The sequence below is a fragment of the Corynebacterium yudongzhengii genome (assembly GCF_003065405.1).
GTDB classification, from domain to species: Bacteria; Actinomycetota; Actinomycetes; order Mycobacteriales; family Mycobacteriaceae; genus Corynebacterium; species Corynebacterium yudongzhengii.
In genome coordinates, this window is the sequence record NZ_CP026947.1 from 1,821,343 (window position 1) to 1,847,660 (window position 26,318).

The following is a 26,318-nucleotide window of genomic DNA, read 5'->3' on the forward strand; positions in this document are numbered from 1 at the left end:
CATGGCTACCGAAGAGCTCAACGCGATCGAGATTGAGATCGCCCGCAACCGACTGTCCTCCATCGCCGAGGAGGTCGGTTCCGCCCTCATCCGCACCGCCTACTCCCCCAACATCAAAGACCGCCGCGACTGCTCCGCCGGCCTCTACGCCCCGGATGGCACGCTGATCTCCCAGGCGGAGCACATCCCGTTGCACTTGGGGCTCATGCCGACGATGATCGCCAACGCGATCGCCGAATACGGCGCCGAGAACATCCGCGAAGGCGACGTGCTGATGACCAACAACCCCTATATCGGCGGCTCGCATTTGCCCGATGTCTGCGTGATCAGCCCACTGTTCTACGACGGCGAGCTCATCGCGCTGGTGGCCACGATGGCGCACCACGTCGACGTCGGCGGCATCGCGCCCGGTTCCATGGCCACCCACGCCACCGAGATCTTCCAGGAAGGTATCCGCATCCCCACGATGCGGCTCTTCGCCGCCGGGCAGATCCAGTCCGAGGTGCTGGCGCTGTTGATGATGAACATCCGCACCGCCGAGAAAACCCGCGGCGACCTCATCGCCCAGGTCTCGGCGAACCGTTTGGGTTTGAGGCGCATCCACGAGCTTGTCGACGACTGGGGCGTGGACGGCTTCCACCGCGCCTGTGACTCCCTGTTGTCCTACTCCGAGCGGCGCACGCGCGCGGCGATCACCAAGCTTCCCGACGGCACCGGAACCTTCACCGACTACCTCGAGCACAACGGCCTTTACGCCGCAGAGATCCCCATCACCGCGACGGTCACGGTGGCAGGCGATCAGGTCACGGTCGATCTCTCCGAGACCGCCGACCAGGTCGACGGCGCCGTGAACTGCTCCTATGCCGTCGCCCGCTCGTGCGCGGCCTATGTGCTGAAGGTGCTGGCGGATCCCACGCTGCCGTCGAACGCTGGGCTGACCCGCCCGATCGAGGTGATCACCCGCCCGGGTTCACTCGTGCACGCGGAGTTCCCGGCGCCGGTCGCGCATGGGAATACGCAGACGTCGCAGCGGGTCGTCGATACCATCTTCGGCGCGTTCAACGAGTTCACCGAGCACCTCGTGCCGGCGGCGTCTTCAGGCAGCATGTCGATCGTGACCATCGGCGGTATAGATCCGAAAAACGGCACCTATTACTCGTATGTGGAAACCTACGGCGGCGGCCAAGGTGCCAACCCCGATGGACCCGGCGCGTCGGCGACGCACACCCACATGTCGAACACGAAGAACACCCCGTGCGAGGTCATCGAGCGCGAATACCCCTTACGCGTCGAGCGCTACGAGATCGTCCGCAACTCCGGCGGCTCGGGCTTATACCGCGGGGGCGAGGGCCTGCGCCGCTCGCTGACGCTGACCCGCGGCAAGGCCACCGTCGTCGCCGGCACCTCCCGCGTAGCCACGCGGCCGTGGGGCTTAAACGGCGGCGGCGACGGCGGCCCGGCGCGCGTCGAGGCGCGCACCAACGGTGAGGTGCGCGAACTCGAATCCATGGGCTCGCTGCAGGTGGGTGTAGACGGCACCGTCACCATCCAGACCGCCGGGGGCGGCGGCTACGGCGAACCCGAGGCCGGCAGGTGAGGGCGCTGAGCGTGCGGCGGGTGGTGGCGCCCGTCGTCACCTGTGTCTTAACCGCCGCCAGCCTCGTGGCCTGCGGCGGGCGCGGCGCGCAGGATACCTATCAGCTGCACTACACCACGTATTCCAGCGGCGATTCCGATCAGACGCGCACGGTGCAGGCGTTCGCCGAGGAGGTCGAAAAGCTTAGCGACGGCGCCGTGACCTTCCGCATCCACCACTCGGGCAGCCTTCTCGACGGCGACGAGACCGCCATGGCCGTCACCGACGGGCGCGCCGATCTGGGCCAGGTCGCCTCCATCTACGCGACCTCGGATCTCCCGCTGTTTACCCTCAGCGAGCTGCCCTTCGAGGTGCACAACCCCGAAGCGCACATGCGCTCGCTGCAAAGGCTGTACGAAGAGAACGAGGAATACCGCGAGAGCTTCGAATCCCGGGGCCTGCGCATGCTCTTCCCGCTGCCTCTGGGCAACGCGATGCTGGGGCTGGCCTCCGCGGCCGCAGCCCCAGGTGAGCTCGCCGGGCGCAGCATCCGCGCCTCCGGGCTGGCCGCCGAGGTGCTTCTCGACGCCGGCGTGGACCCCGTCGCGCTCGGCGCGGGAGAGATCTACGAGTCCTTATCGCGCGGGGTGGTCGAAGGCTATATCCTCTCGATCGCGAACCTGCCGACCTACGGGCTCATGGATGCCACACCCCAGGTGGTGGATCCGGGCATGGGCGCGTGGGCGTCGTCGATCGTGGTGATCAACGAAGACCTCTACCAATCCATGCCGACCGAATACCAGGACGCCATCCAGCAGGCGGCGGCGAACACCATCGACTTCGGCCTCAACGAGCTCGACTCTTTAAGCGACGAGGCCTGTAGCGCCCTGGCGGAGACCGGTTCCGAGTTCCGCGCGTTTTCGCCGGAGTCGGTCTCCGCTTGGCGGGACTCCGCCGGCGCCGCCGAGGACTGGGTCGCCGAAAACGAGCAGAAAGGCTTCGACGCGGCCGGCGTCCTCGCGCACTACCGCGAGATCGCCGCGGCGGAAACCGCTGCCAGCGATTATGTCGCACCTCTTCAGCGTTGCATCGAGGAGCACTCATGAGCACTGACTTTCCGAGGTGGCTGAACAGCCTCACCCGCCTACTCAACCTCCTGGCCGCGCTGTTGTTGCTCGGGCTGATGCTTTTGACTGTCGCCGACGTCATCGGACGCAACTGGCTCGGCGGCTCGATCCTCGGCAGCGTGGATATCTCCACTCTGTTGCTCGTGGGCATCGCCTTTCTGGGGCTGGCCACCGCGGAGATCACCGGCAAGCACGTCTCGGTCACGCTTGTAGACGACAACGTCGGCCCCCGCACCCGCACCGTGTTTTCTATCGTGCGCCTGATAGCGCTCGCGGTGCTCGGCGTGCTGATGGTCTACGGCCTCGCCGAGTCGGCGTATAGCGCCTACGAGCGCCAGGAGACGACGAATGCGATTCTGCTGCTGCCGACGTGGCAGACGAAGGTCGTGCTGTGTGTCTCCTTCTTGTTGTTCTTCGTCGCGGCTCTGATTCGGGAAGCCGGCGAGCTGCGCGGGTGGTTGCGAGAGGAGCCGGCGTGATCGTTCCGACCTGGGTGATCGTCACCGTCGTCCTGGCGCTCTTCCTCGGCCTGCTCGCCGTGCGTCTGCACGTCGGCCTGGCGCTCGCGCTGACCGGCGGCGTGGGTGTGGTGCTCATCCGCGGCATGGACGCCTCGACGAGCGCGATCGCGAACCAGCCCTACTCGGTCTCTGCGGATTTCTCGCTCACGGTCATCCCGCTGTTCATCTTGATGGGTGTCTTCGCGATCCGCTCCGGGCTGGCGGACGCCGGTTTCTGCCTCGCCTCTGCCCTACTCAGGCGCCTGCCGGGCGGCCCGGCGCTGGCCTCTTTGGCCGGCTCGGGCCTGTTCGCGGCGGTCACGGGCTCCAGCGTGGCGACGGTCGCCACCATGGCCAAGGTCTCCACCAACGCTATCCGACGCGCCGGCTTAAACATCCGCTTGGCCGCCGGTGTGGTCGGCGCGGGCGGTACGCTCGGGGTTCTCATTCCGCCGTCGATCATTCTGGTGCTCTACGGTGTTGTGACTGGTGAGAGCATCGGTGAGCTGCTGTTGGCCGGCATCGGGCCGGGCTTGCTCACTCTCCTGGCCTACGCCGTCACCGCGATCATCCTGGTGGTGTTCTCGCGCAGGAGGCGAGGTGTCACAGAACAGGAGGATCTTTGCCCTGGTGAGGGCGGGTCGACGAAGGCCGTGGCCGAGGACGACGCGAATCCTTATTCGGCACGCACTCTCATCGGGGTGGGCTATTTGGCGGTGATCTTCGGCGTCTCGATCGGCACAATCTACGCCGGCCTGGCCACCCCGACCGAGGCGGCCTCGCTCGGCGCGATGGCCGCGCTCATCGTGTTGCTTCTGCGCATACGGCCCCCGAAGTGGGCGCGTGCGGTGAAAGACTCTCTCACCGAGGCGATCGGCCTGACGTCGATGACCTTCCTGCTCATGTTCGGCGCCGGCGTCTTCACCTACTTCCTGGCGCTCTCGGGGATCACCTCGTCGATTGTGGAAGGCGTGCTCGGCGCGGAGATGAACCCCTATCTCGTGCTGATCATCTGCCTGCTGTTGCTGCTCCCACTGGGGATGTTTCTCGACGGCATCTCGATGATCCTCATCGCCACCCCACTACTGCACCCGATTTTGACCGGCTATGGGTTCGAAGGCATCTGGATCGGCATTTTGATTGTCAAGGTCGCCGAGATGGCGCTGATCACCCCGCCGGTGGGCATGAACGCGTTCGTCTACGCCGGCTCCGTGCCGCAGGCGCAGCTAAGTACGGTCTTCCGCGGGCTGGTGCCGTTCATCCTGGCCGACATTGTGGTCGTGGCGATCCTGATTATGGCACCCGACATCGTTACCTTCCTGCCCGAGATGTCGAGTGCCGCGGAGGCGCAGTAGGTGGAGGTTGACCGGGCCTGGCTCTCACACCTTCACTGGCAGCGTGGCGTACAGATTGTCACAGCGATCAATGAACGCTTGCGTATCCGGGGCTGTGATCGTGGCTAATACGCACCAATTGGACGGGTTGTCATGCCGACACGCCTTCCCCGGGATAGCCGAGATAGTCACGTCGACGACTCCGGCGGCTAAGTACTCCGCTGCACTCGGAACTGTACGAATCTCGCCGTCTTCATGCGGGGAGATGTGGAGCCAACCAGCCAATTGATACTTCGCTGGGTCGCTGTTAAGGCCCGGCTCCAGCCGGAACTCCACTCGCATCCACGCCTCAATAATGTCTACACCAAAGGCAGCATGGATTGCCCGAGGTACACCTCCACCAGCAAAACGAGTAGCGACTTCGGAGATATACGCCTGCCCAGTAGCGTCCACGAAGAACTCTGCGTGGGTGACACCGGAGCTCAACTGCATGGCCTCGCCAAACTTCTTCATCATGTCCTCGAAGGTGGCGTACAGGCCGGCATCTTCGACAGGCGAGAGAATGATTGAGCCGTTCCGCGCTGGGTCTTTCAGGGCGAGCAGCCTGGGCACCAGGTAGCGGAGTAATGCCCCTTAAGGTGGTGTAACTCGGTGGCCGAGATCGTCTGCAGATTCGTGTTGTGCACGGATGTAGAGCGGCCACCGTGTGATCCTTCGAGTCAACCGTCTAAAGAATCCTCGAATGGAGTCATCACGATGACCGCACCTCATATTGTCGACCCTGCCGGCCTTCTTGGCCAAGCCCTCGCCGAGGCGTCGCCGGATCTGATGCGCGAGCTGCTGCAGACCATGATCAACGCCTTGCTGTCCGCCGATGCCGACGCCGTCTGCGGGGCGGAGTGGAACGCCCGCTCTGCCGAGCGCACCAACTACCGAAACGGCTACCGCCACCGCCCGCTCGATACGCGGGTTGGCACCGTCGACGTGGCGGTGCCCAAGCTGCGGTCGGGGTCCTACTTTCCCGAGTGGCTGCTCGAGCGCCGCAAGCGTGCTGAGTCCGCGCTGATCACCGTCGTGGCGGATTGCTATCTGGCCGGAGTGTCCACCCGCCGCATGGACAAGCTGGTCAAGACCCTGGGCATTGACTCACTGTCGAAGTCGCAGGTCTCCCGCATGGCCGCCGACCTGGATGAGCAGGTCGCCGCGTTCCGGCACCGGCGCCTGGATGAGGCAGGGCCGTTGACTTTCGTCACCGCCGATGCGTTGACGATCAAGGTTCGGGAAAACAAGCAGGTCGTCAAGGCCTCGGTGCTGCTGGCCACCGGGGTCAACGGCGACGGGCACCGCGAGGTGCTGGGCATGCAAGTGGCGACCAGTGAGACCAAGGCCTCGTGGAACACCTTCTTCGCCGACCTGGTCGCCCGCGGCCTGGGCGGCATGCGGCTGGTGACCTCTGATGCGCACGCCGGCCTCGTGGATGCGATCTCGGCGAATCTGCCCGGAGCCGCCTGGCAGCGCTGCCGCACCCACTACGCGGCGAACCTCATGGCGGTGTGCCCGAAGTCCATGTGGCCGGCCGTGAAGGCCATGCTGCACAGCGTCTATGACCAGCCCACCGCAGACGCCGTCAACGCCCAGTTCGACCGACTATTGGACTACACCGAGCACCGGCTGCCCGAGGTCGCCGACCACCTCGGTGACGCTCGAGAGGACCTGCTCGCCTTCACCACGTTCCCCGACGACGTGTGGCGGAAGATCTGGTCCAACAACCCCACCGAGCGGCTCAACCGCGAGATCCGCCGCCGCACCGACGTTGTAGGGATCTTCTCCAACCGGGATGCCATCGTCCGCCTCATCGGCGCCGTCCTGGCCGAGCAGACCGACGAATGGGCCGAAGGACGTCGCTGCCTCGGCCTCGAAGTCCTGAGCCGATGCCGACTCGCCCTGACCACCGACACCAGCTCGCAGACGGAGGTAAACACCGACCCACTGATGCAACTACCCGCCTGAGCACCAACGAAGGATCAAAAACCAGTTACACCACTACCAGGGGCTTGACCCTGAGCTGGTCATTCTCACGTAACCGATTCATTAAATTGTGAACGCCGGACGTAAAATTATGAGGGTTTTCTTTACACCCACCGCCCATCCGAGCTCCTTAGATGAAGGGACATGCCTCATGAGCACCGCAGTGTCTCCTGACGTTGCAGAAAAGAAAAAGGAAATAAGTCACTTCAAACCGGCATATCTCGGATTGGCTTTCGCCGTCCTGATCGGTATCTTGCTTCTGCCGTTACAAGGCACCGGTGAAACTCCGCTCACGCAGCAAGGTCACATAGCCCTAGCGTTATTGGGCTTTGCGGTTATTTTGTGGGTCACGGAGTCGGTCTCCTACCCTATTAGCGCTATCATCCTGACTGCTCTGATAGCTATCCTTATTGGGTTCACGCCCAGCGAGGAAGATCCAAGCACCGTCACAGGCACGTCCAAAGCTCTTGGGACAGCCCTAGATGGTTTTTCAAGCTCCTCCGTGGCGCTGGTCGCCTCGGCCTTGATGCTTGCGGTCGCAATGCAAGTCACCGGTCTTCACCACCGCATAGCACTAGGCATTCTCAGGATCGCCGGGGAGAAGACATCCCATGTGCTTGTTGGCACGATCATGATCTCTATTGTGCTGGCCTTCTTTGTTCCTTCCGCTACTGCCCGCGGTGGCGCTATCTTGCCTATTTTGCTCGGCATGATCGCGGCTTTCGGCGCAGCGAAGACCTCAAACTTGGCTGCCCTCTTGGTCATTTGTGCGGTTCAGTCTATTTCTATTTGGAACGTGGGCATCAAGACGGCTGCTGCGCAGAACCTTGTAGCTATCGGTTTTATTGAGGAGAGCTTGGGTGTTCAAGTGACGTGGGGCCAATGGTTCCTGTGGGCAGCCCCGTGGTCCATCCTGATGTCTATAGCGCTGTACTTCATCATGCGCATGAGCATTAAGCCTGAAACTGACCGCCTCGCCGGTGGCCGCGATACTATCAGGCAGCAGCTTGCTGAACTCGGCCGAATCAAGCGGGAAGAAATCGTCCTGATTGTGGTTTCTGTTCTGCTGCTGTTGTTCTGGGCAACGGAAGGAATTCTCCAGCCTATTGACTCAGCCACCATCACCGTCTTGGCTATCGGTGTCTTGTTGATTCCACGAGTTGGTGTGTTCAACTCGTGGAAGGATCTAGAGCAGAAAGTGGACTGGGGTACTCTTCTCGTTTTCGCTATCGGCATTTCACTCGGTTCACTACTTCTCAAGACGGGTGCCGCTCAGTGGCTATCTAACTCCCTCTTTAGTGCCTTGGGGATCGAGAACTTCCCTCTCCTTGCCACCATCGCACTGGTTACGGCGTTTACCATTGTCATCCACTTGGGCTTTGCTTCTGCTACCTCGCTGGCTTCGGCCTTGATCCCAATCTATATTGCCCTTGCCGCAACCCTGCCGGTCCCTGACCAGGGGCTGGGGTTCATCATCATCCAGCAGTTTGTCATTTCCTTCGGATTCCTTCTGCCTGTCTCCGCGCCGCAGAACATGCTGGCCTATGGAACGGGTACGTTCACCACGAAACAGTTCCTTAAAGTGGGCATCCCATTGACCCTGGTGGGCTACGTATTGGTACTCATCTTCTCAGTCACGTACTGGAACTGGCTGGGCCTAGTGTAGAAAGCATATGTTTAGTCCCCAAGCGCCGCGAGACCTCATACTCGCGGCGTTTGTGCTTTGAGGAAGCAAAACGTGCGTGAAAAGTGAGCCCTGTCTGAAGTCTGTTTCCAGCCCTGAGCCCTACGCCGAGTACTGCATAAGGTGGGGCAAACCACTTGTAGTCCCCGTTTCCTTTGCAGGTCCTCAACGCACCTTCACATCGCCCAGGTGAGTGAGGTTGTTTGCACGCGGTGTCTTATTCTGCCCCTGCAACTCGGCGATAGATGAGGTCTGCTCAGGTAATGTTCGGGCTAACTGCTTGTCATCCGCGATGGGAACGGGAAACTCCTACGAAGCGCTGATCACAAGAACGGCAACAGTTGCACTATCGCCGTGCACCCTAGTAGTGGTGTTTTACTTGATGAGGGTACTTAGTACGTGACGGGCATCCTCGATACTTACATTCGGGTGGTTTCCCGAAGTCTTTTAATCGCGCTAACCTCGCCATTTTTAAGAAATTCTTGGTGCAGAGCCGATTTCTCTTCTGGGCCGATTTCCAACGGCTGATCTCGATTGAGGGTGTCAACGCACCACCCACCGCACCCAACCAGCGGGCACCTATTCGCCCAGAAACCGCCTCTGACAAGCCAAAACCTCGCTCGGAAGGCAAAACAAAAGAACGCTCACTTTGTATCAAAATGAGCGTCCTAGTGGTGGAGCTGCCGGGAATTGAACCCGGGTCCTCCAGCACGTCGCCAGGGCTTCTCCGTGCGCAGTCCGAAGATGATCTCTGCTCGGCCCTCCGGCGTGGTCGGACTCCGTTCCGGATGATGGGCCCAGTCAGCGGTATGAGGTCCCCACCGGCCCCGCTGACGCGGCCGGAAGGCAAGTCACTTTAGTCGATGCCAGGGTCCGGGCCAGTGACGAGCCCGGTCTGACAGACACGCGGTCGCTGCAAGTTAGGCAGCGAGGGCGTAGTCACGCTGAGAGTTCTTCTCGGCGCTTATCAAGTTGCTGCGACGCTTACGGTGGTCTCCAGCCTGCACCGGCACGCTTCCCCTGGCTTCATGTCCGGAGTCGAAACCTAAATCAGCCCCTCGTCCGTCTGCTGTGGCGGGGATCGTGCGATCGCACCATCAGCAGGAGAACTAACTATACCTCTTGACACTCTCAGATACAACAGGCAGGCTTTCCGACGTTCGGTTCCCGCAAGATGGGGGTGTACTTCCACAGGAGCCCACCCACCCATATAACATGTAGTGCACTTCACAGTCGACGATTGGATGTCCGATGAGCGACCGCCGGGGCTCCACGCCCGCTTCCCACATCGACACGGAATCCGCGCAGGGCTCCGGAGAGCAAGAAGCACAACAGCCGAAGCCGAAAGGCTTCCTCGGGTTCGTCGAGCAGGTTGGTAACAAGCTGCCTCACCCGTTCTGGCTGTTCGTCATCCTCGCCGGAATCACGGCACTCGCCTCCTGGATCGGATCCCAGGTGGGCATGAGTGCTACCCAGCCGGATACGGGTGACACCGTCGAGGTCGTCAACCTACTCACCGCCGAGGGCCTGCAGCAGATGGTCTCCGGCGCCGTCGAGAACTTCGTGACGTTCCCGCCGCTGGGCGTCATCCTCATCGCGATGCTGGGTGTTGCCGTCGCCGAGCACTCCGGCCTTCTGTCTGCCGCGGTGCGCGCGATGGTCACCAAGACCGGCCCGAAGACCCTGACCTTCATGGTTGCCCTGGCCGGTGTGACCGGCTCGGTGGCCTCGGATGCGGTGTACGTCATCGTCATCCCGCTGGGTGCGATGTCCTTCTACGCGCTGGGCCGCTCCCCCATCGTTGGTGCGATGGTGGCGTTCGCGGCGTCGTCGGCAGGCTTCAACGCCTCGCTGGTCTTGAACATCACCGACCTGCTGCTGGCCGGTATCTCGACCTCCGCCGCGCAGCTGGTCGATCCGGAGTACTCGGTCTCCGGCCTGGCGAACATCTTCTTCGTCATCCCCTCCGCTATCGTTCTGGCACTGATCATCACCGCGGTCACGGAGTTCTTCGTCGATCGTCGTGCCAGCCAGATGATCGATCATTCCCAGATCAACGAGGACGAGGTCTCCTTCGGCGACAAGACCCCACAGAGCAAGCAAGAGCGCATCGAGCAGCTGAAGCTGGAGCCGCACGAGAAGCGCGCCCTGGGGATCACCGGCATCGCCCTGGCGATCATGCTCGCGGTCTACTTCGCCCTGCTGTTCATCCCGGGCTCGCCGATGGTCAACAACGGTGAGGTCATGGAGTCGCCGCTGATCAACGACATCGCGGTGCCGATCACCCTGTTCTTCCTGCTCTCGGGCATTGTTTATGGCCTGGTCGCGAAGTCGATTACGTCTCCGGGCGATATCCCGGAGATGATGGTCAAGGGACTGAAGACCATGCTGCCGATGATCGTGCTCTTCTTCGCGGTCTCGCAGTTCCTCGCCTGGTTCGAGTGGTCGAACCTCGGCCAGTGGACCTCGATCCGCGGCGCAGAGCTGCTCGAGGCCATGAACCTGCCGACCTGGGCACTCTTCGGCGCCTTCGTCCTGCTGGTCGCCGCGCTCAACCTGTTCATCACCTCCGGCTCGGCGCAGTGGGCGCTGATGGCCCCAATCGTCGTGCCGATCATGATGTACCTCGGCCACTCCCCGGAGGTCGCGCAGATGCTGTTCCGTATCGGTGACTCCCCGACCAACATCATCACCCCGATGTCGCCGTACTTCGCCCTGGCGCTGACCTTCCTGCAGCGCTACTACAACAAGGCGGGCGTCGGCACCCTGATGTCGCTGGCGCTGCCCTATGCGGTAGCGATGATGGCGGGTTGGTTCGTCTTCTTCCTCATCTGGTACTTCCTGGGCATCCCGCTCGGGCCGGGCTCGCCGATGGAGTACCCGGCGGCTTAGCCTGGCGGGCTGCCTATCCCCCATAGTGCGCCCACGCTTCACCTAAAGGAAGAGCACAGAAACGAGTCACGCGCGGTCGAAAGCAGGACTCCTTTCTGTGAGGGTCCTTTCGACTAGGGCACACGCACCCAGACGCGGACCAGCGAAAACCTACGCCAACCCGCTCGGGTTCACGCGAATCTCCGGCACGGTGGCGTCCTCACCCAGGTCGAGTACCGTGCGCACCGTGTCGGCGATGGAGGCGGGCTGCGCCCACTGCGAGCCGTCGTAGTCTTCGTCGGCGTGGCCTTCGGCGCGTCGCAAAGCTTGTTGCATTTCGGTGTTCACGCGGCCGGGGTGCACGGAGGTCACCCGGATGTGGCCGGCTTCTTCGGCGCGCAGGGCGTCGGTAAACGCGCGCAGCGCGTACTTGGTGCCGGAGTACAGCGCTTGGTTGGGCCCGGAGTGGAAGCCGGAGCCGGAGTTGATAGTCACCACGGTTCCGCGGGCCTCACGCAGCTTCGGCAGCAGATGCTTGGTCAGTCCGGCCACCGCGAAGAGGTTGAGGCCGAAAGAGTCCTGCCACTGCTTCCAGGTCACCTCGGCGATGGGGGCGAGCTCCAGCATGCCGGCGGAGTGCACCACGGCGTCGACGCGGTCGAGCTTGGCCACCGCGGCTTCGACGGCGTCCGGGTCGGTGAGATCCACCACGAAGGGCTCGGCGCTGGGCAGCGTCTTAACGACGGCATCCGCGCCCTCTGGGGTGGTCGAGCCGACGAGGATGTGGCTGTCGCGGCCCAGGTTTTCGGCAATCGCGCGGCCGATGCCGCGGGAAGCTCCGGTGATCAAGACTGTGCGCATAGAAAGCTCTCCTTTCGCGGAAGCGATGTCTATGCGCCAGGCTACGCGTTCATGGCTTAAGCGTTAATGCCCTTGATCTTCCGGCCCATCTCGCGGACGATCTCGCGTTCTTCGGTGCGCTTCTTAATCGCCTGCCGCTTGTCGTGCGCCTGCTTACCCTCGGCGAGGCCGAGCTCGACTTTCACGCGCCCGTCTTTGAGGTAGAGGCTCAGCGGCACGAGGGTGCGGTTACCGTCGCGCACCTTGCCGGCCAGCGAGTCGATCTCGCGGCGGTGCAGCAGAAGCTTGCGGTGCCGGCGCGGCGAGTGGTTGGTCCAGGACCCCATGGAGTATTCGGGGATGTGCAGGTTACGCAGCCAGACTTCGCCGTCGTCGATTGTCGCGAAGGCCTCGACGAGGGAGGCCTTGCCTTCGCGCAAGGATTTGATCTCGGTGCCGACCAGCGCGATGCCCGCCTCGTAGGTATCGAGGATGTGATAGTCGTGGCGGGCCTTGCGGTTGGTGGCGATGGTGCCGGGTGCCTGCTTCTTGTTCTTTTTCTTGCCCATAGTTGCCGCTCAGTGTACCCGCGGGCTATTTGCGCACGTAAAGACGCAGGGTGACCGCGGCGACGACCCCGGCGAGCACTAGGCCACCTAACCCCACGAAAGGCATGTACAGCAGTATGTCGCCGGCTGTGATGCGGGCGAGGAGGCGGGCGTCGTAAAGCCCGCGCAAAGCCGGGGCGACCACGACGCTGTTGCCGATGAGCATGCCCACGGTGCCCGCGACCGCGCCGATCGCCGTGGCGACGACGGCCTCGAGGACGAAGGGCCCGTTCGTCATCATCCGCGAGGCGCCGACGACGCGCATGATCGCCGTCTCCTCGCGGCGGTGGTGGGCGGACAGCGTCACCATGTTCGCGATCAAAAACGCCGCCGCGACCAGCTGCACCAGCGCCAGGATCAAAGTGGCGTTGCGGATCGAGTCCAAATGCTGGGTCGCGCCGCGCACGTCTTCGGTCTGGTCGACGACGCGCTCGACGCCGGGGCGCTCGCCCACGCCGTCGAGCGGGCTGATGTCGGTGGGATCGCTCAGGCGCACGTGCAGCGCCGCCGGCAGGGCCTCAGGCGTGGTCTCTTCGACGAGCACCGGGTCGGATTCCGCGAAGAGCTCGACGAAGCGCTGGTAGGACTCCTCGCGGGAGCGGAATTCGACGGATTCGACGCCGTCGGTGCCTTCGAGCTCAGTCCGTAGCTCGGAGCATTCGGGCGACGAACACTCGCCGTCCGTCGCCGAGATGTTCTCGTCGAACTGCACCAGCACCTGGACCTGCTCGAGGTAGATGTCCTTGGTATCCGAAGTCATCTTGCCCACCAGCAGCCCGGTGCCGAGCAGCGCCAGCGAGAGCGCCGTGGTGATGATCAGGGCGATGGTCATGGTCAGGTTGCGCCGGAGACCACGAAATCCTTCGCGCAGAATGAAAGGCATCAGTCCTCCTCCGCCTGGTGGTAGGTGCCGTAGTCGTCGCGCACGATTTTGCCGTCGCGCATGGCGAGGATGCGATGCGGCAGCTTATCGACGGCACGTTCGTTGTGCGTCGACATCAACACCGTCGCGCCGTCGGCGTGCAGCCGGTTGATCAGCTCCATGATCTCGTCGGCCGTGTCGGGATCGAGGTTGCCGGTGGGCTCGTCGGCGAGCAGGAGCTGCGGTTTGTTGACGAACGCCCGGGCGATCGCCGCGCGCTGCTGCTCGCCGCCGGACAGCTCCCGCGGGAAGCGCCCGGCTTTGTCGGCGAGGCCGACGGTGGCCAGCGCGTCGTCGACACGCGCGTCGATCTCCGCGCGCGGGGTGTCGATGACCTCGAGGGCGAAGGCGATGTTGTCGCGCACGCTCATGCGGTTGAGCAGGCGGAAGTTCTGGAAGACATACCCGATGCGCCGGCGGTGCCGCGCGATCTGCTCGCCGCGCAGCGTATCCACGCGCGTGCCATCGAATTCTATTTCGCCTTCGGTGGGGTCTTCTTCGCACATCAAGAGGTTGAACAGCGTCGATTTGCCGGAGCCGGACGGCCCGATGAGGAAGCAGAACTCACCCTGGTCGATTTCGAGATCGAGGTGGTCGAGGGCAGGGCGCTGTGAATGGGGGTAGGTTCTGCTGACCTGACGGAAGGTGATCATGGCGGAAAACTCCTTCTGCTCTATTTTTGATGCTCGGCCATGCGCCAGCGGATGCCGGCTTCGAGCAGGCCGTCGATGTCGCCGTCCAGAACCTTCTGCGGGTCGCCGACCTCATAGCCGGTGCGTAGGTCCTTGACCATCTGATACGGGTGCAAGACATACGAGCGCATCTGGTTGCCCCACGAGGCATTGCCGCCGGCGCCGAGGGCGTCCATCTCGGCCTGTTCCTCTTGGCGTTTGCGCTCCAAAAGCTTGGCCTGCAGGACGTTCATCGCGGAGGCGCGGTTTTGGATCTGGGATTTCTCGTTCTGACAGGTCACCACGATACCCGTCGGGATATGCGTGATGCGCACGGCGGAGTCGGTGGTGTTCACCGACTGCCCGCCGGGTCCGGAGGAGCGGTAGACGTCGACACGAATGTCGGTATCGGGGATCTCGATGTGGTCGGTCTTTTCGACGACCGGCAGCACCTCCACCTCCGCGAAAGAGGTCTGGCGGCGGGCCTGGTTGTCGAAGGGCGAGATGCGCACGAGCCGGTGTGCGCCCTGCTCGACGGAGAGCTGGCCGTACATGTACTCGCCGTGCACGACGAAGGTGGCCGACTTGATGCCGGCCTCTTCGGCGTAGGAGACGTCGTAGACGTCGACCTTGTGGCCGTTGTGCTCGGCCCAGCGGGTGTACATGCGCATGAGCATCTCGGCCCAGTCGGCGGCGTCGACTCCCCCGGCGCCGGAGCGGATGTTGATGACGGCCTCGCGCTCGTCATAATCACCGGAGAGCATGGTGGTGATCTCGAGTTTTTCGATGCCTTCGGCAAGCTGGGCGAGCTCGTCGTCGGCCAGCGAGGTGTCGCCTTCTTCTTCGGCGAGCTCAAACATGACCGGCAGATCGTCGAGACGCTGGCGCAGATCTCGCACGCGCCGCAGCTTCGCCTGCACCCCGGAGAGTTCGGTGGTGATCTGCTGAGCGTGGTCGGGATCGTCCCACAGGCTGGGATCGGCGGCCTGCTGCTCGAGCTCGCGGGCGCGCGAGTCGAGTTCATCGATGTCCATCACCTGCTCGATGGTGCGCAGGGTGGTCTCCAGGTCATCGATTTGGGAGGTGATCTCTGGTCGCATGGTTTGTCATGCTACTAGGCGCCCATAATGGGAGTCATGACGACGCTTATCGACGACTTCATCTCCCAGCATTCCTCCTCCGACGACGCCACCCTCGCCCGCGCTCTGGTCACCGAGGCCGGGCGCCTGGCCAGCCGCATGCGCGCTTCCGGCCTATCGACGGACTACAAGACCTCGATCTCGGACGTCGTGACCGAAGCCGACCGCGCGGCCGAGAAGTTCGTCGCCGGCGTGCTCGAGGGACTGCGTGGCGACGACGGCGTGCTCGGCGAGGAGGGCGCGGCGAGGACGTCGCGCACCGGGCGCACCTGGGTGATCGACCCGGTCGACGGCACCTACAACTTCACTTCCGGGTTCAGTTACTACTGCTCGGCGCTCGCGTTGGTCGAAGGCCCGGCCGCTCACCCGGATCGGCTGCTTTTGGGCGCGGTGCACCGCCCCGAGCCGGGGGTGACGTATCTCGGCGGGCCGGAGCGGCCCACCACGGTCGATGGCGAGCCGGTCGCCCCGCTTGCCGAAAAGCAGGCCGCCGAGATCAGCGTCGCCAGCTACCTGCACCCGACGGTCATGCTCGACGAGGCCATCCGCGACGCCTGGGTCGCCGCTATCTCCCGCTTTGCGACGGTACGCATGCTCGGCGCCGGCTCCGTCGACTTAGCGCTGGTGGCCTCGGGCAAGGTGGGGGCGTGGGTGCAGCACTCGGTGGCCGACTGGGATTGGCTGCCCGGCAAGGCCCTGGTCACCGGCGCCGGCGGTGCGGGACGCAAGGTGGAAGCCGGCGGCGTCGAGTGGTGTGTGGCCGGCAACCGCGCCGTCGTTGACGAGATCTGCTCGCAGTTGGCCGAAAACGCCTAGACTTTGGGCCATGACTTCCTATGCCGACGACCTCGCCCTCGCCATCGAGCTTGCCGACGCCGCCGATTCCCTCACCACCGAACACTTCGAATCCGCGGATCTTCAAGTCGACACCAAGCCGGACATGACCCCCGTCTCCGAGGCAGACGTCGCCGTCGAGGAAGCACTACGCGAAAAACTCACCGAGGCCCGCCCCTCCGACGCCCTGTTGGGCGAAGAGTTCGGCGGCGACGTCACCTTCAGCGGCCGCCAGTGGGTCATCGACCCCATCGACGGCACCAAGAACTACGTACGCGGCGTGCCGGTGTGGGCCACGCTCATCGCACTTCTCGACGACGGCGAGCCCGTCGTCGGCGTCATCTCCGCCCCAGCCCTGAACCGCCGGTGGTGGGCGTCGAAGGACTCCGGCGCGTGGCGCATCGTCGACGGCGGGTCCCCGCGCCGCCTGGGAGTCTCCGGTGTCTCCTCACTCGCCGACGCCTCCGTCTCCTTCAGCTCCCTCTCCGGCTGGGCGGCCCGCGGCCTGCGCGATAACTTCCTCGCCCTGACCGAAAAGACCTGGCGACTGCGCGGCTACGGCGACTTCTACTCCTACTGCCTCGTCGCCGAAGGCACCGTCGACATCGCCTGCGAACCCGAAGTCTCCCTCTGGGACCTCGCCGCGCTCTCCGTGCTGGTCACCGAGGCCGGCGGACGCTTTAGCGCGCTCTCCGGCGAGCCCGGACCGCACGGCGGCGACGCCTTGGCGACCAACGGCAAGCTGCACGAAGACACCCTGAGCGTGCTGGGGGCGTAGCGGGGCTGCGGGGAGTCGAAAGCAGTCGTTTCGGAGAGGGTGCTTTCGACCAGGCGTCTGGTTAAACGGCGTTTAAGTTTCCGCTGTGGCGGATGGGGCTGGCGTGTGGATTGTGATGACGCTCCTGGTCGCCTGCAGGCTTTCGGTAAGCCCGCGTGCGTGTTGCGCTAGCGCTGGTCGAAAGCAACCGGTCGAAACGAAGCGCCCTTTCGACCGCGCGGGACTCCTTTCTATGAGGGTGCTTTCGACCAGGCGTCTAGTTAAACGGCGTTTAAGTTTCTGCTGTGGCGGATGGGGCTGGCGTGTGGATTGTGATGACACCCCTGAGCACCTACTGACCTTCGGTAAACCCGCACCCATGATGCGCTAGCGCTGGTCGAAACCAACCGGTCGGAACGAAGCGCCCTTTCGACCACGCGGGAGTCCTTTCTGTGCGCCTCCTTTCGACCAGCGTTATCGCACCATAGGTTCTGCGAGACCGCGAAGCCCACACCACGTCCAGAACCACGTTCAGAACCACCCCAGACACCCACAACGCATGCAGCGTTACCGCTGGCCGAAACCAACAGGTGGAAAAGACCCGTCAACCGCGCGAGATCCACTTCTACCCCGCCCCTTTCCAAACAGCGCAAGCGCATCATGCAGCTCTGAACACAACCCCCAACGCTCACCCCATAAGCCAGCAGATCTCCTAGTAAGATTCTGTTTATGGCCGATAAGCAGGTAAAAGTCGATAAGAGGCCCGCTTCCCGCGGGCGGCGCTCGCAGCAGTTGCCGCCCGTCCTGCGTTCCCGGATGCCGGATATGAGCCCGAAGCAGTTGATCGGGCTCCTACTCGGCATCGTGTTGTTTTTGGTGCCGTTCTTCGTCACCATCCCGGAGCTGTCACAGCCCGGGCACCGGATGCTGTCGATTTTCCTGCTCGCCATCATCTTCTGGGTCCTCGAACCGGTCCCCCTCACCGCTACGGCGGTGTTGGTCATCCTGCTCGAGGTCGTGCTCGTGTCCGAGGACGCGCTCATCGACCCCACCGGCGGCGATCCCGCCCTCGCGGAGAATGCGCTGGCCCCAGCGGAGTACTTCGCGGCCCTCGCGAATCCGGTGATCATCCTTTTCCTCGGTGGGTTCATCATCGCCTACGGCGCGGAGAAGTTCGGCTTAGATCGCAACCTCGCGGCGATCATGTTGCGTCCTTTCCCCAGCCAGGCCCGCCTGACGGTGCTGGGGTTGATGCTCATCACCGCGCTGTTGAGCATGTTCATGTCGAACACGGCCACCACCGCCACGATGTTTGCCGTGGTCATCCCCATCTTGAAGACTCTGCCCGCCGGGAAGGTTCGCGCCGGCGTGGCGTTGTCGATTCCGCTGTCGGCGAATGTCGGCGGCATCGGCACGCCGGTGGGCACCCCGCCGAATGCGATCGCCATCGGCGCGCTCGCCGAGCAGGGCATCCGGATCAGTTTCATCGACTGGATGCTCATGGCGGTGCCTTTCATGTTGGTGGTCCTCGCCATCGCGTGGGTGTTCCTCTGCGTGGTGTTCATCCCCTCGGATACGCGGATTTCCATCGACATGACCTCGAAGTGGAACACCACGAGCAACGCGTGGATCTTCTACGTCGTCGCCGGGCTGACCATTCTGCTCTGGATGACGGAGCCGGTGCACGGGGTCTCGTCGAACACGGTGGGCTTCTTCCCCGTCGTCGCGCTGTTGTGCCTGCAGGTGATGAAGGGCAAAGACATCCAGGCCCTCGACTGGCCGGTGCTGTGGCTGGTCGCCGGCGGTATCGCGCTGGGTACCGGCGTCGGCGCCACGGGTCTCGACGAGTGGCTCGTCGGCTCCGTCGACTGGACCTCGCTGGGCGGACTGGCAATCATCGGCCTGCTGGGGGCGATCGGCTTCGCGATGGCCAACGTCATCTCCCACTCCGCCGCCGCCAACCTGCTCGTGCCCTTGGCTGTCTCCTTGGCGGTGTCGCTGGACAACATCGACCCGATCGTGGTCGCGGCGGTCGTCGCTATCGCCTGCTCGCTGGGTATGTCGCTACCGATCTCCACGCCGCCGAACGCGATTGCTTATGCCACCAACGAGATCAAGATTCCGCAGATGGCGATGGTCGGTGTGGTCGTCGGCTCCCTGGGCACCCTCCTGTTGATCCTGGCGCTGCCGTGGTTGTGGAACATCTTCGGGCTGGTGGGCTAGATGCTGCCGCGTTCGACACTGGCGATCGTCGGTAAGTCCGAGGCCACCCGAGCGATCCAGTGCCTGGTGCAGGAACGTTTGGGCCAGGACCACGAGGTGCTCGCCGTCGAGTCCGTCGAGGCCTTGCCGCAGATGCTTGACGACGACAGCGAGCTCGCCCTCGTCACCGTCACCGTGCACGAGGACGGGCTGCACCGCGATCACCCGCTCGTCGATTTCCTCAGCAACAAGCGCTTCCGGCACACCCGCATCATGGTGTTGACCACCGCACCGACGATCTCGGGTCTGGATATGCTCACGGATCTCGGGCGGCTCGACATGCTGGTCTATACCCCGGAGATCAAAGAGGACGCGCTCGCGCTCAACATCCGCCAGCAGCTGACCCGCTACTGGCACGAGCGCACCCGGCGCGACCCGGAGCTCGCGGGGCGCTATGACCAGCCGGAAAGCTCGGCTCTCGACGTCGACCTCACCGACCAGCAGATCATCCGCCGCATCATCGACGCCGCCGACCGCCATCTGGGTTACCAGCCGCGCCTGACGTTTCCTCCCGGAGTGTATCTGACGAAGGAGGGCCACGTCGTCGAGGAGATCATCCTCGCGCTCTCCGGTCGGGTGCTGCTGCAGCGCTTCACCGACGCTGGCGACATCACGATGCACCATGCCTCCACCGGCCAGGTCATCGGGCTGTTGGCGCTGGCGCGCAGCCGCATCGGCTTCTTCACCGCGCGCACGACCACCGAGGTCGTCGCCGTACAGCTACCCACCGAGCAGCTCAACTACCTGCTGGAACTCGAACCCGACCTCACCCGCCTGCTCGCCGTGCTGTTCGTGCGTTCCTACGACCGCCGCCTGCGCCGCGCCGAGGACATCCAGGTCGAGCAGCACGAGCTGACCGCCCAGCTCGAAGAGGAACGCGCACACCTCACCACGGCGCTGCGCAACCTGGAGGCCGCCCGTCGAGAATTGATGAGCCAGGCCCGCTTCGCCTCCCTCGGCGAGCTGGCCGCCGGTGTTGCCCACGAGCTCAACAACCCCATGTCGGCGATCGGGCGCACCGCCGAGCACTTGGTCGACGACGTCGAGGCCCTCCTCGCCTCCGCCCCCGACAAGAAGTGGCGCCGCGGCACGCTCAACGCCCTCAAGGCCGCGCGCACCTCGCATGCGGTGTCCACCAAGGAGGCGCGCCGGCTGCATCGCGAACTCACTGAGATCACCGGCGACCGGGCGCTCGCCCAGCGCTGGGTGCTGGCGGGCCTGCATGATCCTGATTTCGCCCGGCAGGTGGGCAAGTCGCGGCAATTGGATTATGAGACGGTGGAGCACGCGGCGTCGATAGGCACGGGCTTGCGTAACTTATCGACGGCGGCCACGCGGATTACGGAGTTGGTGGCGTCGTTACGCTCCTATGCCCGCCCCGACGGCGACCCGATCACCGACGTCGACGTCCACCAAGGTATCGACGACACCCTGCATTTGATCTCCCACAAGCTGCGCGACATCGATATTCGCCGCGAGTTCGCCGAGCTGCCGGCGATCACCTGCACCCCCGGCCAGCTGTCGCAGGTGTGGACGAACTTGATCACCAACGCCGCCGAAGCCATCGAGGAATCCGGCAAGGGCTCCACGATCACGGTGCGCACCTCCCTAGCCCACCCGGAGCGGATCCGGGTGGAGGTCATCGACGACGGCCCCGGCATTCCCGAAAACCGCCTGGAGAACCTCTTCGAGCCGCGGTTTACCACCCGCAATGGGCAGGTGCGATTCGGTATGGGCATCGGGTTGAGTGTCTGCCGCAGTATCGTCAGCAAGCATCACGGAAGCATCCATTTGGAATCATCACCGGCAGGCACCGCCGCCATCGTGGAGTTGCCTGTCGACGGCCCGCACCAGCACAACGAAGGACAGCCATCATGAACCTAGCCATTTTGATTCTCGAGGACGAAGCCGAAGTTCGTGCCGCCTTAGAGCGTGACCTTCTGCCTTTCGCCGAGACCGTCCGCCTAGAAGTGGCCTCCGATGTGGAGGAGGCGTGGGACGTCGTCACGGAAATCAACGACGACGGCGACGTCTTAGCCCTCGCCCTGTGTGACCACCGCCTACCGGGTACGACGGGCGTGGAGTTCCTCGTGCAGATGATGAGCGACGACCGCACCGCCGCCACCCGCAAAGTCCTGGTCACCGGGCAAGCGCAGCTGGCGGATACCGTCCGCGCGGTCAACGAGGCGGACCTGGATCATTACATCGCGAAGCCGTGGGACGTCGAGGAGTTACACCAAGTGGTGCGCACCATGCTCACCGACTACGTCGAAGACCTGGAGCTTAACCCGCTTCCCTTCTACGACGCCCTCGATGCCCAGCGCGCTATTGAGCTTTCCCGCAACATTCGGCGATAATGGCTTACCCTAGGTAAGCCTCGGGAGGTAGTGTGCCGAAACGTCTGCAGTTGCTGTGCATCTACCTCGGCGGGTTCTTAGGGCCCTTCCTCGGCCAGTCGCTTGTGGCGATTCTTCCCGACGTCGCCGCGAGCTTCGACATCACGGTGCAGGCCGCTGCGTTCGGCATCACCGCGTTTTTGCTGCCGTTTTCCATCACGATGCTGTTTTCCTCCCGCCTCGTCCACGGCAGAAGGCTCGATCGCATCGTGCTCTTGGCCTACGTGGTCATGGCCACCGGAGCGATCGTGCTGGCTGTCAGCGACAGCTGGCCGACGTTCGTCATCGTCTATGCCGCCATGGGCATCGCCAACGCGTTTACACTTCCGCTGCTGCAGACGATCCTCAAATCAGTCACGCCGCCGGATGAGCTGGCAACGGCGATCAGCACGTATGCGGCGATGCAGTCTCTGGGGCTGCTCTCCGCGCCGTTGGTCTCGGGCGTGCTGGCGGATGTGACGAACTGGCAGTACGTCTACTTTCTCGTCGCCGCGGTGCTGCTGGTCATCCTAATCATTCGGCTACCACAGGCGCATCCTAGGGGCGGTGCACCGGCGGAGGCGGGCCAGACTCCCTTTGTGGCTCTGGCGGTGTACTGCCTGTGCTGCTTCGCGATCGGCTTCGGCGTCATCGGTGTGGGAACGCTCGTGGCCCTACGCGCGAACACCCAGATGGGCCTAAGCGCGACGGGCGCGGGCCTGGTGGTGGCCTGCGGGGGCACGGCGGCGTTTTTGTTCGTGCGCTTCGTGGGCCGCTTCGCCGATCACCATGGGGTAAAAAGGTGCTCATCTACTCGCTGATCGTCTCTTCCGTCGGCGTGTTTTTGCTGGCGGTGGCCCCGGGGCCGGTGATGCTGGCGGCCTGCTGGGTGACGGCGACGCTGGCGTGCCAAGGGGTGCAGACCTGCGTGAACGTACTCGTGCTCAACAACCCTCGTGGTTCGGCGTTCCTCTCTACCGTGCAGGCTTTCCGCTTCTTCGGCATCTCCGCCACGCCCGCAGTCCTCATCCCGGTATTCGGCTACTCGGTGGCCGGGGCTTTTCTCCTGCCGGCGGTGGTCGTGCTGGTGACGCTGGGGATCTATGGTGCAGCGAAGGCGCGGGGGACGGTGTAGGGCGGCGCCCGCATGAGCTAGTGTAGTGTCCTATAAATAGCTTTGTGGTGTGGTATGTTTAGTACATTTCTCATGCTGCTGCCGCGTTGCAGGTTACTGATGAACAACGCCGGGGATTAGAAGAGATCGCGTCATCCCCCTCACGCCCCTACCGGGATGTGGTGCGCGCCAAAGCCTTATTAGATACTTGCGATGGTATTGCCAACCTGGAGATTGCGCGTCGGCGTGAAGTCTCGGCGGTTACCGTCAGGGCGTGGCATCAACGCTTTAGTAAGCAAGGCCTTGCCGGTTTCGGGAACATAGCCCCAGGCAGGGGCCGTAAACCCACCTATAGCAATGACGATTACATCTCCATGCTGGAGATGGTGTTTAACTCCACCTCACCGAATGGTGATGCCCGCTGGAGCGTGCGCACCATGGCTAAGGCCTGTGGGATGGGTAAGTCAACGGTGGCGAAAATCTGGAAAGCCCTCGATATCACACCCCAGCGCACGGATACTTTTAAACTGTCCAATGACCCGCAGTTTAGCAAGAAGCTCGTCGATATCGTGGGGTTGTATCTTAACCCGCCGGAAAAGGCCGTGGTGTTGTGCGTGAATGAAAAATCATCCATCCAAGCACTCGATCGCACCCAGCCTTCACTTCCCTTGAAACCTGGTAGGGCGGGGACGATGACCCATGATTATAAACGTCATGGCACCTCTGCGTTGTTTGCGGCTCTTGATACGGCTACCGGGAAAGTTATTGCCCAGACCACGAAGCGTCATCGTAACCAGGAGTTTCTAAGCTTTTTACGTCGTATTGATCACAGTGTGCCGAAAGAGTTAGGCGTGCATATCGTGCTTGATAACTACGCCACCCACAAGCATTCGAATATCAAAGCCTGGCTTGATAAACACCCACGTTTTCACTTCCATTTCACCCCGACTTCGTCATCGTGGTTGAACCAAGTCGAGCGATTCTTTGGGATCCTGACCGATAAAATCATCCGCAATCAAACATTCCACTCAGCGGCTGACTTGGAGGAAAAGATCATGGACTGGATCACGAGGCATAACACGAATCCCACTCCTTTTACCTGGGTCAAAGTTACCTGGGTCAAAGACGCAGAAACAATCCTTGCCAAGATAAACCGAGCACGCACAACCCTCGATACCATCACCGACCGGATACCTAATTAGAGGACACTACACTAGCACTGGGGATGCGTGTCTTGGCTTTCCGGTAACCGCGGGAAGTGATGAAACCACGATCTGTCTGTGAAAGAACGCGGCAGATGGCCTCGACCCCAAGCTGCCCCTTGTAAGCGTCGATGTAGGAGATCATCTGGTCGTGGGTCGGTCGAGTTCCGCCGCGAAAAAAGCCGATGCGGCCTTAAGAATCCCGTTGGCTCGTTGAGCTCGCGGTTTTCCCGACGCAGCCGCTTGAGCTCTTCTTCCATGGATTCGCCACCAGACGGTTCGCCATTGTCGCGCGCTGTTGCGCTTTCGCGGTACCAGGCCCGCAACGTGTGGTGGGATACACCAAGGAGTTCGCCGACTTCCTCGTAGGCGCGTTGCAGTGAACAGGACTCCAGGCGGACCATTTCAACGATCTGATGGACCGCCTTCTCCTTGAACTCGACAGAATACTTCTTGGGCATAGTGTTCAATCCTTCCTTAGTTCCGCTTCTTTTACGGCCCTGTGTTGATGGGCTCGGTGAGATAGTACTCGGTTTCTATTTCCTGTGGGGTAGCGTAGTCCAATGCTTCGTGAAATCGCTTAGTGTTCCACCAATGCACCCACCGCAAGGTGGCCAGTTCGACTTCTCCGACCGACGTCCACGGGCCCTGGGCATGAATCAGTTCAGCCCTGTAGAGACCGTTGACTGTTTCGGCTAGTGCATTGTCGTAAGAATCGCCGACTGTTCCCACACTCGGGCGGATTCCTGACTCAGCTAGCGCAGTGGAATACTTCAGTGACACATACTGGCTGCCCCGATCGCTGTGGTGAATTAGCTGGTTTCCATGGATTCGCCCTGCAGTCGTTAACGCATGCTCCAAAGCCTCCATCGGCAGCGCGTCGGTGCGCATTGTCGAGCGTGTAGCGACACCAACAATTTTTCGGCTGAATACATCCACGACAAACGCGGTATAGGCGAATCCTGACAGGGTGCGAACGTAGGTAATGTCAGCAACCCAAAGCCTGCCTGGTGCCTGCGCACGGAAGTTTCGGCGCACAAGGTCCGGGCGATGATCCGGTGTCTTCGGGCTGATCGTTGTTAGTGGGCTTCGCCCACGTCTGCGGCCAGAAACGCCAGCGAGTTTCATCAGACGTGCGGTCTTGTCGCGGCCGATATGAAAGCCTTCACGGTTCATCGCGTGCCACATTTTGCGGATGCCGTAGACCGAGAAATTCTCCGCATGCACACGCTGTATCTCTGGGATGAGCAGGCTATCGCTTAAGGCCCTTGCGCTGGGAACACGAGTGGTCGCCTTGCGGTAGCCACGAGAGGTGATGAATCCACGATCTGCCTGTTTTAGAACTCTGCAGATGGCCTCGACCCCACATTGATCTTCGTACGCGTCGATGTAGGAGATCATTTGGTCGTGGGTCGGTCGAGTTCCGCTGCGAAAAAAGCCGAGGCTGTCTTAAGAATCCCGTTTGCTCGTTTCAGTTCGCGGTTTTCTCGACGCAGACGCCTGAGTTCTTCTTCCATTTCTTCGCCGCCTGAAGCGTCAGAATTATCGCGTACGCAGGCGCTGTCACGGTACCAAGCCCGCAACGTGTGGTGGGATACTCCAAGCAGCTCACCGACCTGCGTGTAGGCGCGTTGCAGTGAGCAAGACTCCAGGCGGACCATTTCGATGATCTGATGGACTGCCTTCTCCTTGAACTCGACGGAATACTTTCTAGGCATAGTTCAATCCTTCCTTAGCTGAGGTAGGAACTAAACCCAGGACGCTTCAAACGCGCTGCCAAACGCGCGAAGCAAGCCAAGCGCGCCGTTGAGTGCAACGGGTATGTTCAAGCAGCGAAGGCCAATGGCTGGAAACAAGCCATCAACCAACTAGCTGTGGCATACCCAGACCGATTCGCGGACTACCTGTAAACCACCCCCGCACACAAACTATCGGACGCTCTCAGCCAACCCGATTACTGCTATTACTATGACAACCAGTACAAGTAAGGGGCTGAGCCATATCATCACAGAGACAGTTCCAAGCAATAGCGCCGCATTGAGAAAAATCTCAATGGGGCCGTTATTAATAGCTGCGCGCAGTTTCTCTGTATCGTTTGTTAAGCGAGAACTCAAATCACCCGGGGAGACTTTTTGATACCAACCAATGGGCTGCCTAAAAGCTCTTTGAACGAGCCTTGTTCGTAGACCAAAAACAGTTTCTTCCGCTATTAGCCCTAACGAGTAATCCCCGACAGTCATTAGTATCGCGGAAACAACCATAAGAACCGCGAGAAAAGCAAGATACGTCACAGATTCACCACTCGAGGTGGGCCCCCAAAGGCTATCGATGAAACGGCCCATCACTACCGGCAACGCCAGATCTAATAAGCCACCTAGTAACCCCACGAGAGAAAATCCAATAAACGACTTCCACCGTCGGAAAAACAAATAATACCAAAAGGATCCCGTGAGGTTCTGGCTTCCTTTTTCTCT

Annotated in this window: 23 protein-coding genes, 1 other RNA gene and 2 pseudogenes; 16 read left to right on the plus strand and 10 right to left on the minus strand. The window is 62.3% G+C overall.

Annotation, left to right across the window (positions count from 1 at the left end; genetic code table 11):
* The first annotated feature begins 1 nt into the window (after position 1).
* From C3B44_RS08470 to C3B44_RS08485, 4 genes are read left to right on the plus strand one after another with little or no spacing between them, the layout of a single operon-like run.
* A complete protein-coding gene (locus C3B44_RS08470; RefSeq protein WP_108431994.1) occupies positions 2–1,597 on the plus strand; it encodes a hydantoinase B/oxoprolinase family protein in 1,596 nt (531 codons plus the stop codon).
* Complete coding sequence (gene dctP, locus C3B44_RS08475; protein ID WP_199222472.1) at positions 1,594–2,682, plus strand: TRAP transporter substrate-binding protein DctP; 1,089 nt, start codon at positions 1,594–1,596, stop codon at positions 2,680–2,682. Before C3B44_RS08470 ends, dctP begins: the two co-directional genes overlap by 4 nt.
* Entirely contained in the window at positions 2,679–3,182 is a 504-nt protein-coding gene (locus tag C3B44_RS08480) for a TRAP transporter small permease subunit (protein ID WP_108431995.1), read from the plus strand. Before dctP ends, C3B44_RS08480 begins: the two co-directional genes overlap by 4 nt.
* Complete coding sequence (locus C3B44_RS08485) at positions 3,179–4,558, plus strand: TRAP transporter large permease (RefSeq protein ID WP_108431996.1); 1,380 nt, start codon at positions 3,179–3,181, stop codon at positions 4,556–4,558. Before C3B44_RS08480 ends, C3B44_RS08485 begins: the two co-directional genes overlap by 4 nt.
* Positions 4,559–4,582: 24 nt before the next feature.
* Here C3B44_RS08485 and C3B44_RS08490 read toward each other — a convergent pair whose 3' ends face one another.
* Positions 4,583–5,149: an ATP-grasp domain-containing protein gene (locus C3B44_RS08490; protein ID WP_108431997.1), complete on the minus strand. Its 567-nt coding sequence runs from the start codon at positions 5,147–5,149 to the stop codon at positions 4,583–4,585.
* A gap of 144 nt (positions 5,150–5,293) precedes the next feature.
* Between C3B44_RS08490 and C3B44_RS08495 the strand changes: the two genes are divergently transcribed.
* Positions 5,294–6,547, plus strand: coding sequence for an IS256 family transposase (locus C3B44_RS08495; protein WP_108430618.1), 1,254 nt, complete (start codon positions 5,294–5,296; stop codon positions 6,545–6,547).
* Positions 6,548–6,716: 169 nt separating this feature from the next.
* Positions 6,717–8,231, plus strand: coding sequence for an SLC13 family permease (locus C3B44_RS08500; RefSeq protein WP_199222469.1), 1,515 nt, complete (start codon positions 6,717–6,719; stop codon positions 8,229–8,231).
* 690 nt (positions 8,232–8,921) lie between these two features.
* Here the strand turns inward: C3B44_RS08500 and ssrA are convergent.
* Positions 8,922–9,307, minus strand: a transfer-messenger RNA (tmRNA) gene (gene ssrA, locus C3B44_RS08505).
* Between the two features lie 193 nt (positions 9,308–9,500).
* Here ssrA and C3B44_RS08510 point away from each other — a divergent pair.
* Positions 9,501–11,141 carry an AbgT family transporter gene (locus C3B44_RS08510; RefSeq protein WP_108431999.1) on the plus strand — a complete coding sequence of 547 codons (1,641 nt, stop codon included), beginning with the start codon at positions 9,501–9,503 and terminating at the stop codon, positions 11,139–11,141.
* Positions 11,142–11,291: 150 nt separating this feature from the next.
* On the opposite strand, the gene C3B44_RS08515 is transcribed toward C3B44_RS08510, so the two are convergent.
* Genes C3B44_RS08515 through prfB form a run of 5 tightly spaced genes read right to left on the minus strand, consistent with a single transcriptional unit; the run spans position 11,292 to position 15,261 of the window.
* Entirely contained in the window at positions 11,292–11,981 is a 690-nt protein-coding gene (locus C3B44_RS08515; RefSeq protein WP_108432000.1) for an SDR family oxidoreductase, read from the minus strand.
* Positions 11,982–12,037: 56 nt separating this feature from the next.
* Positions 12,038–12,529, minus strand: a complete 492-nt coding sequence (gene smpB, locus C3B44_RS08520) for an SsrA-binding protein SmpB (protein ID WP_108432001.1) — start codon at positions 12,527–12,529, stop codon at positions 12,038–12,040.
* Positions 12,530–12,554: 25 nt separating this feature from the next.
* The gene (gene ftsX, locus C3B44_RS08525; protein WP_108432002.1) at positions 12,555–13,451 is read right to left on the minus strand and encodes a permease-like cell division protein FtsX; all 897 of its coding nucleotides are present in this window, start codon (positions 13,449–13,451) and stop codon (positions 12,555–12,557) included.
* Positions 13,451–14,143, minus strand: coding sequence for a cell division ATP-binding protein FtsE (gene ftsE, locus C3B44_RS08530; protein WP_108432003.1), 693 nt, complete (start codon positions 14,141–14,143; stop codon positions 13,451–13,453). Before ftsE ends, ftsX begins: the two co-directional genes overlap by 1 nt.
* A 20-nt stretch (positions 14,144–14,163) precedes the next feature.
* A complete protein-coding gene (prfB, locus tag C3B44_RS08535) occupies positions 14,164–15,261 on the minus strand; it encodes a peptide chain release factor 2 (RefSeq protein ID WP_108432004.1) in 1,098 nt (365 codons plus the stop codon).
* Between the two features lie 27 nt (positions 15,262–15,288).
* Between prfB and C3B44_RS08540 the strand changes: the two genes are divergently transcribed.
* The 8 genes from C3B44_RS08540 to C3B44_RS08575 all read left to right on the plus strand — a co-directional run bounded on the left by C3B44_RS08540 (position 15,289) and on the right by C3B44_RS08575 (position 23,844).
* The gene (locus C3B44_RS08540) at positions 15,289–16,116 is read left to right on the plus strand and encodes an inositol monophosphatase family protein (RefSeq protein WP_108432005.1); all 828 of its coding nucleotides are present in this window, start codon (positions 15,289–15,291) and stop codon (positions 16,114–16,116) included.
* 10 nt (positions 16,117–16,126) lie between these two features.
* Positions 16,127–16,912, plus strand: coding sequence for a histidinol-phosphatase (hisN, locus tag C3B44_RS08545; protein WP_108432006.1), 786 nt, complete (start codon positions 16,127–16,129; stop codon positions 16,910–16,912).
* Positions 16,913–17,620: 708 nt separating this feature from the next.
* Positions 17,621–19,114, plus strand: a complete 1,494-nt coding sequence (locus C3B44_RS08550; protein ID WP_108432007.1) for an SLC13 family permease — start codon at positions 17,621–17,623, stop codon at positions 19,112–19,114.
* Positions 19,115–21,031, plus strand: coding sequence for a sensor histidine kinase (locus C3B44_RS08555; RefSeq protein WP_108432008.1), 1,917 nt, complete (start codon positions 19,115–19,117; stop codon positions 21,029–21,031).
* Positions 21,028–21,510 (plus strand): response regulator, encoded by a 483-nt coding sequence (locus C3B44_RS08560; protein WP_108432009.1) that lies wholly within the window; start codon positions 21,028–21,030, stop codon positions 21,508–21,510. Before C3B44_RS08555 ends, C3B44_RS08560 begins: the two co-directional genes overlap by 4 nt.
* Before the next feature lie 32 nt (positions 21,511–21,542).
* Complete coding sequence (locus tag C3B44_RS08565) at positions 21,543–22,349, plus strand: MFS transporter (protein ID WP_108432010.1); 807 nt, start codon at positions 21,543–21,545, stop codon at positions 22,347–22,349.
* Positions 22,331–22,663 (plus strand): hypothetical protein, encoded by a 333-nt coding sequence (locus C3B44_RS08570; RefSeq protein WP_108432011.1) that lies wholly within the window; start codon positions 22,331–22,333, stop codon positions 22,661–22,663. The genes C3B44_RS08565 and C3B44_RS08570 overlap by 19 nt, the downstream gene beginning before the upstream one ends.
* Before the next feature lie 65 nt (positions 22,664–22,728).
* A complete protein-coding gene (locus C3B44_RS08575) occupies positions 22,729–23,844 on the plus strand; it encodes an IS630 family transposase (RefSeq protein WP_108432012.1) in 1,116 nt (371 codons plus the stop codon).
* Here C3B44_RS08575 and C3B44_RS08580 read toward each other — a convergent pair.
* Positions 23,840–24,305, minus strand: a pseudogene (locus tag C3B44_RS08580) (transposase); the annotation flags it as partial. The gene C3B44_RS08575 and the pseudogene C3B44_RS08580 overlap by 5 nt on opposite strands.
* Before the next feature lie 31 nt (positions 24,306–24,336).
* Positions 24,337–25,562 (minus strand): IS3 family transposase gene (locus C3B44_RS08585; RefSeq protein ID WP_108431797.1). Its coding sequence is split into 2 segments (ribosomal slippage): positions 24,337–25,283 and positions 25,283–25,562, totalling 1,227 coding nucleotides; the frame shifts between segments, so codons are not numbered across the junction.
* 48 nt (positions 25,563–25,610) lie between these two features.
* Here C3B44_RS08585 and C3B44_RS08590 point away from each other — a divergent pair.
* Positions 25,611–25,754: pseudogene (locus C3B44_RS08590) on the plus strand (IS256 family transposase); the annotation flags it as partial.
* An 18-nt stretch (positions 25,755–25,772) separates the two neighbouring features.
* On the opposite strand, the gene C3B44_RS12195 reads toward C3B44_RS08590, so the two are convergent.
* Positions 25,773–26,231, minus strand: coding sequence for an ABC transporter transmembrane domain-containing protein (locus tag C3B44_RS12195; protein WP_158268677.1), 459 nt, complete (start codon positions 26,229–26,231; stop codon positions 25,773–25,775).
* Positions 26,232–26,318: the final 87 nt, after the last annotated feature.